The 14,076-nt window shown below is 72.4% G+C and carries 12 protein-coding genes and 1 other RNA gene; 6 read left to right on the top strand and 7 right to left on the bottom strand.

The features are described from left to right. Nucleotides 1-68: 68 nt before the first annotated feature. Both DRV96_RS00770 and gyrA read right to left on the bottom strand, forming a co-directional pair. Nucleotides 69-662, bottom strand: coding sequence for a DUF2059 domain-containing protein (locus DRV96_RS00770; protein WP_119286603.1), 594 nt, complete (start codon nt 660-662; stop codon nt 69-71). Beyond that, on the bottom strand, nt 659-3,304 hold the full coding sequence (gene gyrA, locus DRV96_RS00765; protein ID WP_119286601.1) for a DNA gyrase subunit A: 2,646 nt from the start codon (nt 3,302-3,304) through the stop codon (nt 659-661). The genes DRV96_RS00770 and gyrA overlap by 4 nt, the downstream gene beginning before the upstream one ends. 280 nt (nt 3,305-3,584) lie before the next feature. Here gyrA and ompA point away from each other — a divergent pair, with 280 nt between their 5' ends. The 4 genes from ompA (at nt 3,585) to ssrA (ending at nt 6,196) form a co-directional block, all read left to right on the top strand. Next, nucleotides 3,585-4,262 carry an outer membrane protein OmpA gene (gene ompA / locus DRV96_RS00760; RefSeq protein ID WP_119286599.1) on the top strand — a complete coding sequence of 226 codons (678 nt, stop codon included), beginning with the start codon at nt 3,585-3,587 and terminating at the stop codon, nt 4,260-4,262. A 129-nt stretch (nt 4,263-4,391) separates the two neighbouring features. Then, nucleotides 4,392-5,090, top strand: a complete 699-nt coding sequence (gene ubiG / locus DRV96_RS00755; RefSeq protein ID WP_119286597.1) for a bifunctional 2-polyprenyl-6-hydroxyphenol methylase/3-demethylubiquinol 3-O-methyltransferase UbiG — start codon at nt 4,392-4,394, stop codon at nt 5,088-5,090. An 8-nt stretch (nt 5,091-5,098) separates the two neighbouring features. Then, nucleotides 5,099-5,776: a phosphoglycolate phosphatase gene (gph, locus tag DRV96_RS00750; RefSeq protein WP_119286595.1), complete on the top strand. Its 678-nt coding sequence runs from the start codon at nt 5,099-5,101 to the stop codon at nt 5,774-5,776. Nucleotides 5,777-5,836: 60 nt separating this feature from the next. Continuing rightward, nucleotides 5,837-6,196, top strand: a transfer-messenger RNA (tmRNA) gene (gene ssrA, locus DRV96_RS00745). Nucleotides 6,197-6,691: 495 nt separating this feature from the next. Here ssrA and DRV96_RS00740 read toward each other — a convergent pair. Then, complete coding sequence (locus tag DRV96_RS00740; protein ID WP_119286593.1) at nt 6,692-7,612, bottom strand: carotenoid 1,2-hydratase; 921 nt, start codon at nt 7,610-7,612, stop codon at nt 6,692-6,694. After that, on the bottom strand, nt 7,570-9,153 hold the full coding sequence (gene crtD / locus DRV96_RS00735; RefSeq protein ID WP_210756941.1) for a 1-hydroxycarotenoid 3,4-desaturase CrtD: 1,584 nt from the start codon (nt 9,151-9,153) through the stop codon (nt 7,570-7,572). The genes DRV96_RS00740 and crtD overlap by 43 nt, the downstream gene beginning before the upstream one ends. Before the next feature lie 91 nt (nt 9,154-9,244). Here crtD and DRV96_RS00730 point away from each other — a divergent pair, with 91 nt between their 5' ends. Continuing rightward, nucleotides 9,245-10,126 (top strand): polyprenyl synthetase family protein, encoded by an 882-nt coding sequence (locus tag DRV96_RS00730; RefSeq protein ID WP_119286591.1) that lies wholly within the window; start codon nt 9,245-9,247, stop codon nt 10,124-10,126. Between the two features lie 15 nt (nt 10,127-10,141). Beyond that, entirely contained in the window at nt 10,142-11,332 is a 1,191-nt protein-coding gene (locus DRV96_RS00725; RefSeq protein ID WP_119286589.1) for a methyltransferase, read from the top strand. Here DRV96_RS00725 and DRV96_RS00720 read toward each other — a convergent pair. The 3 genes from DRV96_RS00720 to menA form a co-directional block, all read right to left on the bottom strand. After that, nucleotides 11,329-11,925: a type II toxin-antitoxin system RatA family toxin gene (locus DRV96_RS00720; protein ID WP_119286587.1), complete on the bottom strand. Its 597-nt coding sequence runs from the start codon at nt 11,923-11,925 to the stop codon at nt 11,329-11,331. The genes DRV96_RS00725 and DRV96_RS00720 overlap by 4 nt on opposite strands. A gap of 173 nt (nt 11,926-12,098) precedes the next feature. Beyond that, the gene (locus DRV96_RS00715; RefSeq protein ID WP_162910917.1) at nt 12,099-13,088 is read right to left on the bottom strand and encodes a Bug family tripartite tricarboxylate transporter substrate binding protein; all 990 of its coding nucleotides are present in this window, start codon (nt 13,086-13,088) and stop codon (nt 12,099-12,101) included. Beyond that, entirely contained in the window at nt 13,085-13,987 is a 903-nt protein-coding gene (gene menA / locus DRV96_RS00710; RefSeq protein WP_235823230.1) for a 1,4-dihydroxy-2-naphthoate octaprenyltransferase, read from the bottom strand. Before menA ends, DRV96_RS00715 begins: the two co-directional genes overlap by 4 nt. Nucleotides 13,988-14,076: the final 89 nt, after the last annotated feature.

The following is a 14,076-nucleotide window of genomic DNA, read 5'->3' as shown; positions in this document are numbered from 1 at the left end:
CGATGTCGATTGTTCCACGCCGGCCGGGCGCGCCGGGCGGTTGGACGGCGGCAGCGCGGCGCCGCGCGTCAGCGCGACGGCGCCGAGGCCGGTGCCGTCGCGGCGGCCGCCTTCAGCTTCTCGCCGACGGCCTGCTGCAGCGCGTTGATCTTGGGCTCGATCGTCGCGCGTGTCTCGGCGACGAGTTTCTCGTTGAGCGCGCGCTGCATGTCGCCGCCGAGCTGCTGGAACTTGCGGTTGACGGGCGACTCGAGGATCGCGATCAGCTGCTTGAGCTCGTCGGCGGTGAACTTCTCTTCGAGGATCGGCCCGATCGTCGTTGGTGCGACCCTGACCGCGGTCTGCCGCAGCAGCGGCACCGCCTCGTCGGCGTACTTCTTCGCCTCGGCCTGGATCTCGCGCGCCGTCGCTTCGCGGCGCTCGGCCGGCACGCGTTGCAGCACGAGGCCGGCCTGCTGCAGCAGCATCAGCGCCGGCTGCTCGGCGACCAGGCGCGCCGCGTTCTCGATGCCCGGCTGCTGGAGCTGCAGCACCTTGGCGACGAGCGCCTTCTTGTCCTGCGCGGCATTCGAGCCTTGGGCCTGCGCGCCGCCGGTCGTGCCGAGCGCGACGACGAGGGCCAGCGCGGAGGCCAGGGCAGGGGCGGGGGTCTTGCGCATCATCGTGTCTCCGCGCCGGAACCGCCGGCACTGTCGGGGTCGGACTCGCCGCCGGCGGGTTCGTTGGCGTCGTTCTCGACGATGCGCTGCAGCCCCGACAGCTTCGCGCCGTCGTCGAGCGCGATCAGCGTGACGCCCTGCGTCGCGCGGCCGAGCTCGCGGATCTCGGCCACGCGCGTGCGCACGAGCACGCCGCGGTCGGTGATCAGCATGATCTCGTCGTCGGGGCGCACCAGCGTGGCGGCGACGACCTTGCCGTTGCGCTCGCTTTGCTGGATCGCGATCATGCCTTTGGTGCCGCGGCCGTGGCGCGTGTACTCGGTGATCGGCGTGCGCTTGCCGTAGCCGTTCTCGGTCGCGGTGAGCACGCTCTGCGTCTCGTCCTCGGCCACCAGCATCGCGATCACGCTCTGGCCGGGCTCGAGCGTCATGCCGCGCACGCCGCGTGCGGCGCGGCCCATCGGGCGCACGTCGTCCTCGTCGAAGCGCACCGCCTTGCCGCCGTCGCTGAACAGCATCACGTCGTGGTGGCCGTCGGTCAGCGCGGCGCCGATCAGGTAGTCACCCTCGTCGAGGTCCACCGCGATGATGCCCGCCTTGCGCGGGTGGGCGAACTCGTCGAGCGCCGTCTTCTTGACGGTGCCCTGCGCGGTGGCCATGAAGACGTAGTGGTCGGCCGGGAAGCTGCGGAACTCGCCGGTCAGTGGCAGCACGACGGTGATCTTCTCGCCCGGCTGCAGCGGGAACATGTTGACGATCGGCTTGCCGCGGCTCGCGCGCCCGCCCTGCGGCACTTCCCACACCTTGAGCCAGTAGACGCGCCCGCGGTCGCTGAAGCACAGGATCCAGTCGTGCGTGTTGGCGATGAAGAGCTGGTCGATCCAGTCGTCTTCCTTCGTCTGCGCGGCCTGCTTGCCGCGGCCGCCGCGGCGCTGCGCGCGGTACTCGGCGAGCGGCTGGCTCTTGATATAGCCGGCGTGGCTCAACGTGACGACCATGTCGGTCGGCGCGATCAGGTCCTCGGTGCCGAGCTCCTGCACGTTGTGCTCGATCACGCTGCGCCGCGCGCCGAGCTTGGTCTGGCCGAACTCCTGCTTCAGCGCGGTGAGTTCGTCGGCGATGATCGCCGTGACGCGCGCCGGCTTGGCGAGGATGTCGAGCAGGTCGGCGATCTGCGCCATGACCTCCTTGTACTCGCCGACGATCTTGTCCTGCTCGAGGCCCGTGAGCCGCTGCAGCCGCATCTGCAGGATCTCGCCGGCCTGCTCGTCGGACAGGCGGTACAGGCCGTCGGCCTGCAGGCCGTACTGCGGCGGCAGCCCCTCGGGGCGGTAGGCGGCGCGGCCGCCCGGCGTGTCGGCCTCGGCGCGCGCGAGCATCTCGCGCACGAGCGACGAGTCCCAGCCGCGCGCCATCAGCTCGGCTTTGGCGACCGGCGGGGTCGGCGAGTTCTTGATGATCTCGATGAAGGCGTCGATGTTGGCCAGCGCGACCGCCAGGCCCTCGAGCACGTGGCCGCGCTCGCGCGCCTTGCGCAGCTCGAACACGGTGCGCCGCGTGACGACCTCGCGCCGGTGCTCGAGGAAGATCTCGACCAGGTCCTTCAGGTTGCACAGCTTCGGCTGGCCGTCGATCAGCGCGACCATGTTGATGCCGAACGAGTCCTGCAGCTGCGTCTGCTTGTACAGGTTGTTCAGCACGACCTCGGGCACCTCGCCGCGCTTGAGCTCGATGACGACGCGCATCCCGGACTTGTCGCTCTCGTCCTGGATGTGGCTGATGCCTTCGAGCTTCTTGTCGTTGACGAGCTCGGCGATGCGCTCGAGAAGCGTCTTCTTGTTGACCTGGTAGGGGATCTCGTCGACGATGATCGCTTGACGCTGGCCGCGGTCGATGTCCTCGAAGTGGCACTTCGCGCGCATCACGACCTTGCCGCGCCCGGTACGGTAGCCCTCGCGCACGCCGGCGAGGCCGTAGATGATCCCCGCGGTGGGGAAGTCGGGCGCCGGGATGATTTCCATCAGCTCGTCGACGCCGGCCGAAGGGTTCTTCAGCAGGTGCAGGCAGGCGTCGACGACCTCGTTGAGGTTGTGCGGCGGAATGTTGGTGGCCATGCCCACCGCGATGCCGGCGCTGCCGTTGACGAGCAGGTTGGGCAGCCGGGTCGGCAGCACGAGTGGCTCCTTCTCGGAGCCGTCGTAGTTCGGGCCGAAATCGACCGTGTCCTTGTCGATGTCGGCCAGCATCTCGTGCGCGATCTTGGCCAGCCGGATCTCGGTGTAGCGCATCGCCGCGGCGTTGTCGCCGTCGACGCTGCCGAAGTTGCCCTGCCCGTCGATGAGCATGTGACGCAGGCTGAAGTCCTGCGCCATGCGCACGATCGTGTCGTAGACCGCGGTGTCGCCGTGCGGGTGGTACTTACCGATGACGTCGCCGACGATGCGCGCGCTCTTTTTGTACGGGCGGTTCCAGTCGTTGTTGAGCTCGTGCATCGCGTACAGCACGCGCCGGTGCACGGGCTTGAGGCCATCGCGCGCGTCGGGCAGCGCACGCCCGACGATGACGCTCATCGCGTAGTCGAGGTACGAGCGCCGCATCTCCTCCTCGAGCGAGATCGGCAGGGTTTCCTTGGCGAACGAGGTCATGAGGGGGGCGAAGCGGTCGCACGCGGCAAGTGGTGGTAGCGCGCGTCGCGGGTGCAAGGTAAGTGGTGGAGAGCATTCTAGGCCGCCGCGGTTGTCGCACTTGCGCAACAGGCCGCGATGACACTTGACGTTGGCCGACCAAAATCAGGTGCGCCCGGGGGGCTATGGCACAATCTTTTTGCATTGGTAAGCACACGTTGCCGGGGTCGTTTGCCAGTCGTCTGGCTTCCGGTTTGAACTCACGCAGTGGCACTGCGGCCTTCCTTCAAGAGGAGAATCGATGAAGAAACTGAACAAGGTGGCGATGCTGTTCGCGTCGGCCGCTCTGGTGGCACCGCTGACGGTCTCGGCGCAGTCGGATTCGACGCAGCAGTGGCGCGCCTCCGACGGTACGCCGTGGAAGAACGGCACCAACGAGTACTGCTGGCGTGCGTCCAACTGGACGCCTGCGACCGCGCATCCGGCCTGTGATGGCGCGCTGAAGCCGCCGCCCGCGCCGCCCGCGCCGCCCGCGCCGGCCCCCGCCCCGGCTGCGCCGCCGGCCGCCGCGCCGGCTCCGGCCCCCGCCCCGCGTCCGGCCCCCGCGCCCGCGGCCCCGGTCAGCGAGAAGGTGACGTACGCGGCCGACACCTTCTTCGATTTCGACAAGGCGGTGCTCAAGCCCGAAGGCAAGGCCAAGCTCGACGACCTGGTCGAGAAGACGAAGGGCATCTCGCTCGAGGTCATCATCGCCGTCGGCCATACCGACTGGATCGGTACGAACGAATACAACCAGAAGCTGTCGGTGCGCCGTGCCGAGGCCGTCAAGCAGTACCTCGTGAGCAAGGGCATCGAGGCCAACCGCATCTACACCGAAGGCAAGGGTGAGACGCAGCCGGTGGCCGACAACCGCACCCGCGAAGGCCGCGCGAAGAACCGTCGCGTCGAGATCGAAGTGGTCGGCACCCGCCGTCGCTGATCGCGCTGCGCGGACTTCCGACAAACCCCGCTGCGGCGGGGTTTGTCTTTTTCAAGTCGATTCCCGCAGCGGCGGGCGGCGATCTCCCGCGCGCGATGTCGGTGTGGCCGATCGCACTAACATGACGCCATGATCAACGCCGATCCGCAGGAACTGGCCAAGTTCAGCGAACTCGCCCATCGCTGGTGGGATCCGGACAGCGAGTTTCGCCCGCTGCACCAGATCAACCCGCTGCGCCTGGACTGGATCGACTCGATCGCACCGCTGGCGGGCAAGGACGTGCTCGACGTCGGTTGCGGCGGCGGCATCCTCGCCGAGGCGATGGTGCAGCGCGGCGCGCGCGTGCTGGGCATCGACATGGCCGCCAAGCCGCTGAAGGTCGCGATGCTGCACGCGATGGAGTCGGGCTGCGCGAACGTCGACTACCGCGAGACCTCGGCCGAGGCGCTTGCTGCCGAGTCGCCCGCTCGCTACGACGTCGTCACCTGCATGGAGATGCTCGAGCACGTGCCCGACCCGGCCTCGGTTGTCGCCGCGTGTGCGAAGCTCGTCAAGCCCGGCGGCTGGGTCTTCTTCTCGACGATCAACCGCAACCCGAAGTCGTTCCTGTTCGCCATCGTCGGCGCCGAGTACGTGCTCAACCTGCTGCCGCGCGGCACGCACGAGTACGCCAAGCTGATCCGTCCGAGCGAGCTGGCGCGCTGGTGCCGCGACGCGGGGCTGCAGGTGCAGCACACACGCGGCATGGAGTACAACCCGCTGACCAAGCGCTACTGGCTTTCGGGCGACACGAGCGTGAACTACCTGTTCGCGTGCCAGCGGGCCTGATCACACGCATGGGCCGACGCTTCGCGGTGCGCGCGGTGCTGTTCGACCTCGACGGCACGCTGGCCGACACGGCGCCCGACCTCGGCGGCGCCGTCAACCGCATGCGCGCGCGGCGCGGCTTCGCGCCGCTGCCGATCGAGCAACTGCGACCGGTGGCGTCGTCGGGCGCGCGCGGCATGCTCGCGGCCGGCCTTGGCAAGACGCCAGCCGACGCCGACTACGACGCGCTGCGCGAGGAATTCCTCGCTGAGTACGCCTCGGCGCTCGACGTCCACTCGCGCCTGTTCGACGGGGTGGCGGAGCTGCTGGACGATCTTCAGCGACGGGGCCTGGGATGGGGCATCGTCACCAACAAAGTCATGCGCTTCACGGCGCCGGTCGTCGCCGGCCTCGGCCTGGCGGATGCGCCCGTCGTCGTCGCCGGTGACACGACACCGCACGCCAAGCCGCACCCGGCGCCGCTGCTGGCGGCGTGCGAGCGGCTCGCCCTCGCGCCCGCGCAGTGCCTGTACGTCGGCGACGACCTGCGCGACATCGAAGCCGCCCGTGCGGCCGGCATGGCGTCGGTGGCTGCCGCCTGGGGCTATCTGGGCGAGGGCGGCGACGTGCGCCAGTGGCGCGCCGACGCGATCGCCGAGCATCCGCGCTCGGTGCTGGCGCTGCTGGACGTCGCCGGCGCGTCGTGAGCGGCGGCGCCCGCGTGCCCTTGAAAGCCGCGCACCCGGCGCCACCTACAATCCGCGCAAGGGGCCGACCTGGTTTCGACGTGGGTGCGGATCCGGCGCAGGGCATGCCGAGCACCAGTACGCTCGTAAATCCACTGGAAGCAAGTAACTGCGAACGACGAACGTTTCGCTCTCGCCGCTTAAACACCGGTGAGCCTCTCAACGGTTGGCCGATGGGCCGGGCGCGCAAGCGCTGAGAGGTCATCCACATCGGCTGGCTGTCGGCCGGGTCACTCGACCGGCAGCGAGACTCAGTGACTGGTGGCGCTCGCAGCGTGCTCCTGCGCGGCGGCGTCACGAGACCCAAATCAGAGAGCTACGCATGTAGAACTGTCCGGTGATGGCTTGCGGACGGGGGTTCGATTCCCCCCGGCTCCACCACTTCAGGGTCCTCGCAGACCCACCGCGCCGACGATCGACGCCCTGCGCCTGATCGTCGCGCTGACGCCGGCGGGCGAGCTTGCGCTTATGGGTGCAGCGAAGGCGCCGGAGGCGTGGCCTGCCACTGGTGGCGAACCTGTTCGGGGGCAGGCGTCGTAGCGCTTCCCGCGCACAGTTGCCGGCGCTGCTGCCTGCGGGGCGGCACACGCCAACCGCACGGCACGATGGTTTTCCGTCCCAAGTAATCCTCCATGCACCGGTCGGGCACGACCTGCGCCGCGGCGTCCGTTTCGTTGCCGCAGACGGTGCAGGGCCGTGTGCAACGCAAGCCCTCGTGCACGCAGCCGCCGCACGTTCGAGGTGCCTGGGCGCTGTGGCAGAACTGGGTGCGGATGCGCCGCGCCGAAGCGATGGCGTCGAGGCCGCTATCGTCAACGGCGCGATGAGGGGCTTCTTGCGCCGCTGTGTCGCACACAGACGGCGCCGCCGCGCTGCTCAGCGCGCGCGTCGCGGCATGCGAAACGGCAGCATCGCCTGCACGATCGGCGCCGTGAAGCGGTCGAGCGACAGGCTCTCGTGCACCGCGGTGGCCGGCTCGCCGTGCAGGCGCATCTCGACCAGCGAGCGGGCGTAGAACGGCGTGTCTTCGAGCGTGGCGCGCACGCGCGCGGGGTGGCCGGCGTCGCTGCGCGTGCCGCGCGCGATGCGCCAGCCGGTGGTCGGCAGCGCGGCCGGTGGCGGTGGCGAGAAGCCCGCGACGCGGCCCGCGGCGTCGAAGCGCAGCGCCAGCGACAGCGGCGTGCCGTCGCGCCGCTCGACGTCGTACAGCACCACGACGTCGCCGCCGGGCAGCGTCGCGCGCGACCAGTCCCAGCGCGCGAAGTGCCGCTCCAGCGGCGCGTCGCCGCGGTTGTGGTCGACGTAGGCGTGGCCACGCCAGACGTGGGGCGGGTGCTCGAACTCGACGTCGATGCGCGCGCACGGCGCGATCGGCTGCCAGTGGTGCACGCCGCCGGCGTCGAGCGCGTACGGCTGCGTCATCACGGCCAGCGGCTCGACGCGCAAGCGCCCGCGCACGCGCGACGGGATCGGCACCGTGACCTCGTCGATCTCGGCTTCGAGCGCGCCGTTGCGCCAGCGCAGCGCGCTGGGCCCCACGCGCAGCGTCGTCGCGTCGCGGGCGAGCGCGGCGCGGCCGCGCTCGGTCATCGCCCAGCGCTTGCCGCCGCGACCGTAGAGCGCGATGTTGATCGCGCAGTGGTCGGTCGCGTCGGCGGCACCGCCGGGTGCGCGCCGGCGCTGCCACGCGTAGTACGGCGAGAACACGCTGCCGACGAAGGCGATCAGCGTCAGCCCGCTGTCGCCGTCGTCGCTCAGCGCGTCGACATACCACCAGGCGTAGCCGCCCGGGGCCACGTCGCGCTCGAAGCCGGGCGTGAACGGCTCAGGTCGCCCAGCACCCGCTGTGCCGCCAGCCGCCCCGACAGCGCCGCCATCGGCACGCCCGGTCCCGGGTGCGTGCTGCCCCCCGCCAGGTACAGGCCCGGCAGGCGGCTCGCCGAGCCCGGGCGCGTGAACGACGCCCGCCAGCCGTGCGACGCCTGCCCGTACAGCGCGCCCCCCGTGCCCGGGAACAGGCGATGGAAGTCGCTCGGCGTCGTGATCTGCGTCGAGGCCGGCTCGCGCTGCACCTGCAGCCCGCATTGCGCCAGGAGGCGGAAGGTTCGTGCTTCGCATGAGGCGAGCTCCTCGTCGGGGAGGGGGGCCAGGTCGCCGTCGGCCGGGGCGTTGACCAGGCACAGCAGCCGCTCGGCACCCACCGGGGGTGGGTCGCCGTCGTCGCCGCGGTCGTGCGCGCAGACGTACACCGTCGGCGCGCGCGGCAGCCGGCGCCGGTGCGTCAGGTCGTCGAACTCGGCCGCGTAGTCGGGCGAGAAGAAGACGGTGTGGCGAAGCAGCGGGAAGCCCGCGGTGCGCGCGACCAGGTTCCACGTCAGCGCCGACAGCGAGCGCTGCGCGCGCGGCACCGGTGCCGTTGCACGCCGCGCGTCGTCGCCGAGCAGCCCGGCGCCGAGCGCGGCGGCGTCGCCGTTGAAGACGACGGCGTCGGCGTCGATCGCCTCGCCGTCGGCGAGCACGACGCCGCGCGCGCGCCCGCCGTCGACGCGGATGCGCGCGACGTCGCAGCCGTAGCGCAGCGTCGCGCCGGCGCGCTGGGCCAACGCCGCCAGCGTGCGGGCGAGCTCGTGCATGCCGCCGCCGACGGTCCACACGCCCTCCTGTTCGACGTGGGCCACCAGCATCAGCGTGGCCGGCGCGTGGAACGGCGAGGCGCCGCAATACGTTGCGTAGCGGCCGAACAGCTGGCGCAGCCGCGGGTCGGCGAAGTGCCGGCCGAGCTCGTGCCACAGCCGCGCGAACGGCGAGATGCGCAGCAGCCCCGGCAGCCCGGCGAGCCCGCAGCGCCACGCGAGGCTGACCGGCGTCGGCCGGCTCGAGCGCAGGAACGGGCCTTCGAGCGTGCGGTAGATGTCGCGCCCGCGGCGCACGAAGTCGCGGTAGCCGCGCGCCGCGTCGGCACCGGCGAAGTCGCCGATCGCGTCGGCTGCGCGTGCCACGTCGGCGTGCAGGTCGAAGTGGCCGTCGCCATCCCACGCGTGCCGCGCGAGCACGGACAGCGGCTTCAGCGCCAGGTGGTCGTCCAGCCGCAGCCCGAGGTCGTCGCACAGGCCGTCGAACACCCAGCGCATCGTGAACACGGTCGGGCCGGCGTCGAGCCACCGGCCCGCGACGGCCACGCGCCGCATCTTGCCGCCGGGCTCGCCGGCGCGCTCGAGCAGCGTGACGTCGGCACCGCGGTGCGCCAGTTCGAGCGCCGCGACGAGTCCGCCGATGCCCGCGCCGACGACGACCACACGGTCGCGGCGCGGCAGCGATGGTTGACGTTGGACAGGCATGTGTCTATGCTAGTTGACACCAAGGAAATCTACAAAAGATGACACATTTCAGCGTCGTCGCCGGGCGACGAAGCGCCGCGAGGAGCCCCAGATGAAAGCCCACGACCGCATCGAACACGCCCTCGCCGCCGCGCTGGCCGCCGGCGAGCGGCACGGCGCGCCGCCGAAGCTGGCCGGCGCGATCCGGCACGCCGTGTTCCCCGGTGGCGCGCGCGTGCGTCCGCGGCTGTGCCTGGCGGTCGCGCACGCCTGCGGCGACGACGATCCGGCGCTGTCGAGCGCGGCGGCGGTGGCGATCGAGCTGCTGCACTGCGCGTCGCTGGTGCACGACGACCTGCCGTGCTTCGACGACGCGCCGGTGCGCCGCGGGCGCGCGTCGGTGCCCTACGCGTTCGGCGAGCCGCTGGCGGTGCTCGCCGGCGACGCGCTGATCGTGCTCGCGTTCCAGACGCTGGCCGGGGCAGCCGGCGCGTCGCCGCAGCGCCTGCCGGCGCTGCTGCAGACGGTCGCGCACGGCGTGGGCATGCCGTTCGGCATCGTCGCCGGGCAGGCTTGGGAATGCGAGTCGCGCGTGTCGCTGGCCGACTACCAGCGCGCGAAGACCGGCGCGCTATTCGTCGCCGCGACGGTGGCCGGCGCGCAGGCCGCCGGTACCGACGGCGAGCCGTGGCGCGCCCTCGGCGACTGGCTCGGCGAGGCGTATCAAGTCGCCGACGACATCCGCGACGTCGCCGCCGACCCGCAGGCGCTGGGCAAGCCCATCGGGCGCGACGCCGCGCTCGCGCGGCCGAGCGCGGCAGCCGAGCTCGGCCTCGAAGGCGCGATCCAGCACTTCGACCGCCTGATCTCGGCGGCGATCCAGTCGGTGCCCGAATGCATCGGCGCCGACACGCTGCGCGCCCTCGTGCGGGCCGAGGCCGAGCGCCTCGTGCCGCGGGCGATCAGCGGCGACGTCGTGCGTGCGATCGCCTGACCGGCGGGCTCGCCGATGAGCGCACCGAGCCCCGGCGCCGCGATCGCCGCGCCGGGCAGCACGTCCGACGCCGCGCCGCCGCCCGGCTGGCTGACGCGGCAGCGCGAGCGCTGGCTCGACTGGCGCAACAGGGTGCTCGCCAGCCGTGCGTTCCAGCGCCGCGCCGCGGCTTTCGCGCTGACGCGGCCCATCGCGCGGGCACGCGCGCGCGCCGTCTTCGACCTCGTCGCCGGGTTCGTGTACTCGCAGGTGCTTTGGGCCTGCGTGCGGCTGCGGCTGTTCGACCAGCTCGCCGACGGGCCTCAGGATCCCGACGCGCTGGCGGCGCGCTGCGACCTGTCGCCCGAGGCGATGCAGCGGCTGCTCGCCGCGGCCGTGTCGCTGCGCCTGCTCGAGTGCCGTGCGCACGGGCGCATCGGGCTGGGCGTGCTCGGCGCGCCGCTGGTCGGCAACGAGGGCATCTGCGCGATGGTCGAGCACCACGCGGCGCTGTACGCCGACCTCGCCGATCCGCTCGCGCTGCTGCGCGGCGAACGGTGCGACCCGGCGCTCGCGCAGTACTGGCCCTACGCCGGCACGCCGCAGCCCGACGCGCTCGCCGCCGAGCGCGTGGCCGCGTACTCGGCGCTGATGTCGGCATCGCAGCCGCTGGTGGCCGACGAGATCCTCGACGCCTACCCGCTGCAGCGCCACCGCGTGCTGATGGACGTCGGCGGCGGCGAGGGCCGCTTCCTCGCGGTGGCCGCGCTGCGCGCGCCGCACCTGAAGCTGATGCTGTTCGACCTGCCCGCGGTCGCCGCGCGCGCGAGAGAGCGCCTCGCGCGGCTCGGCCTCGACGCGCGCGTCGAGGTGCACGGCGGCGACTTCTTCGCCGACGCGTTGCCGCGCGGTGCCGACGTGATCAGCCTCGTGCGCGTCGTGCACGACCACGACGACGCGCGCGTGATGACGCTACTGCGCCATGTGCACGCCGCGCTGCCGCCAGGTGGCACGCTGGTGCTCGGCGAGCCGATGGCCGGCACGCCGGGCGCCGAGCCGATGGGCGACGCCTACTTCGGCTTCTACCTGCTCGCGATGGGGCGCGGTCGGCCGCGCACCGTCGCCGAGCTCGAGCGCCTGCTCGTCGCGGCGGGCTTCGTCGACGTGCGCCTGCGCCGCACCGCGATCCCGCTGCAGGCGCAGGTGCTCGTCGCGCGTGCCGGTTAGGCCGCGTCGCAGCCCGGCGGTGGGGCCCCCGGCACGGGCGGCGGGGCCTTCGTGGACACAGGCGCCACGTCGGTCGGCGCCGGTGGCGCCGGCGAAACCCCCGCGTCTGCCACCGCGGCCGGGCTCGTCGGCGCCGCGGCGGGCAGTACCGTCGTCGGTGGCGCCGGCAGGCTGTGCGCCCGCTTGACGAAGGCGTCGACGACCGTGTCGGCGATGCGCGCGAACACCGGGCCGGCGAGCTGCGTCGCGATCGAGTGGTCGAATTCGTAGGTCAGGTCGAACTCGACCTTGCACGCGTCGTCGGCCAGCGGTGTCAGCCGCCACTGGCCCTCGAAGTGCCGGAACGGCCCGCGCACGAGGTGGATCGCCATGTGTTCGGGCCTTCGCTTGGGATTGCGCGTGCCCACGCGCCAGCGAAAGCCCCGGTACACGATGTCGAGGTCGGCGGCGACGAGACTGTCGTCGCGCGCGAGGATCGTCGCGCCGGCGCACCACGGCAGGAAGCGCGGGTAGTCCTCGGCCGCTTCGATGAGGTCGAACATCATCGGGGCCGGGCGCAGCACCAGCGCCGACTTGTGTACCTGCCGCGTCATGCCGCGTCCCCGCGGCGGGACGACGCCTTGGCGCGGCGTCGATCGCAGCCGGCTGCCGGGCCTGGCCGCATCGCGGACGTCGCGGTCGCGCCGGTCCTGCGGCGCGTCGCGGCGGGCGGGGATGCCGGCGGTGTCGTCATCGGGGCACCTGCGCGCCGCTGGCCGTGATCGGCCTAGATCCGCGCCACGCGGCCGTCACGCACGAGCGGCACGTACAGCGCCTGGTCGGCCGCGACGCGGTCGCGCAACTGCTGCGGCGTCGACGACAGCAGTTCGAAGCCCGTCGTGTCGGCCATGCGCCGCACCTCGGGCGACGCCAGCGCGCGCGCGAGGTCGCGCTGCAGGCGCTCGAGCAGCGGCGCCGGTGTGCCTGCCACCGTGACGAGCGCGGCCCACGGCCGCATCTCGACCGGCGGCCCGCCGGCTTCGTGGATCGTCGGCACCTGCGGGTGATCCGGCAGGCGCGACGGGGCCGCCACCGCCAGCGGCCGGAGCCGCCCCTGGGCCACCAGCGCGGCCACCGTGTGCATGCTGAAGGCCGTGAAGTCGACGTCGCCCGCGACGACGGCGCCGAACAGCGCCGAGGCTTCCTTGAAAGGCACCGCGAGCAGACGCACGTCGGCAGCCATCGCCATCTGCTCGACGGCGACGTGGCTCGGATGGCCGTTGCCGAGCATCGCATAGCTCACCGAGCCGGGCGCCGCACGGGCGGCGTCGAGCAGCGCACGCAGCGTCGGGTGGCGCCCGGGCACTGCCGTCCACAACGCGAAGGTCGCGCGGAACAGCAGCGTCAGCGGTGCGAGGTCGGCTTGCGGGTCGTAGGGCAGGCTGCGGTGCAGCAGCGGGTTCATCACCAGCGTCGCCGTGTCGGCGACGAACAGCGTGTGGCCGTCGGGCGGGGTCTGGCGCACGTCGGCGAAGGCGACGATGCCCGATGCCCCGGGCTTGTTCTCGACGACGACGGGCTGCTCCCACTGCCGCTGCAGCTCGGCGGCCAGCGCACGCGCGACGACGTCGGGGCCGATGCCCACCGAATACGGCACGACCAGCCGCACCGGGCGGCTCGGAAACGCGACCTCGGCGCGCAGGGGCCGTGCCCACGGCGCCCACGCGGCGGCCAACAGCCACGCGCGGCGCACGCGCGAGCGCGGGTCGGGCCTCACGTCGTCACCCGCGACAGGACGGCCGCGGCCGCCAGCGCGGCGGCGAAGGTCAGCTGCAGCTTGAAGCACCGGAACAGCAGCGCGTTGTACGCGAGGCCCGGCGGGCAGCGCGCAAAGTCGCGCCGCAACGTGATCGCCACCGGCAGCAGCAGCAGCGGGGCCAACGGCCACACCGAGCCCACGCTCAGTGCGATCAGCGGCAGCAGCGCGAACGGCGCGAGCAGCAGCAGCGTGAACAGGTGCCGCGACGCCACGGCGCCGAAGCACACCGCGAAGGTGCGCCGGCCGACCTGCCGGTCGTGCGCGATGTCGCGGTGGTTGTTGATGGCCAGCGCAGCGGCCGCCAGCGAACCGAGCGCGATCGACGCGAGCACCGAGGCCGCGCCGACGCTGCCGGTCAGGGCCCAATCGGTGCCCGTCACGGCGACGACGCCGAAGAACATGAACACCGTCAGCTCGCCCAGCGGCGTGTAGGCGATCGGCTTCGGGCCGCCCATGTACGCCAGCGCCGCGGCCAGCGACGCGAATCCGATCGCGAGCACCGGCCAGCCGCGCTGCAGGAACAGCAGCACCCCGATGGCCGTCGCGACGGCCGAGACGACGACGATCGCACCGCGCACCTGCCGGCTATCGAGCCAGCCGTTGGCCGTGGCGCGCGGCAAGCCGGTACGGCTGCCGTGGCGCTCGGCACCCCGCGCCGTGTAGCCGACGTCGTTCTGCATGTTGGTGACGATCTGCACCAACAGCGACGCCGCGAGGATCAGCGCGGCGGCGAACAGATCGATCTGGCCCGCACGGCTCCACGCGAAAGCGGCACCGACGAGCACCGGACTGATGGCCACCGGCAGGCTGCGCGGCCGGATCGCGACCAGCCACGCGGCGACGGAGCCTTGGCGCACCGCCGAGCGCGCTGGGTCGATCCGCGGGGAGGCAGGCGACGACATCGGTTCGATTGTGGCGTCGGCGACGCTGCCGGTCTTGCGCTACG

Source organism: Azohydromonas sediminis (assembly GCF_003574675.1).
Lineage (GTDB): Bacteria > Pseudomonadota > Gammaproteobacteria > Burkholderiales > Burkholderiaceae_C > Calidifontimicrobium > Calidifontimicrobium sediminis.
The sequence above is the reverse complement of the archived record's forward strand: the minus strand, read 5'-3'. Positions and strand labels throughout refer to the sequence as shown.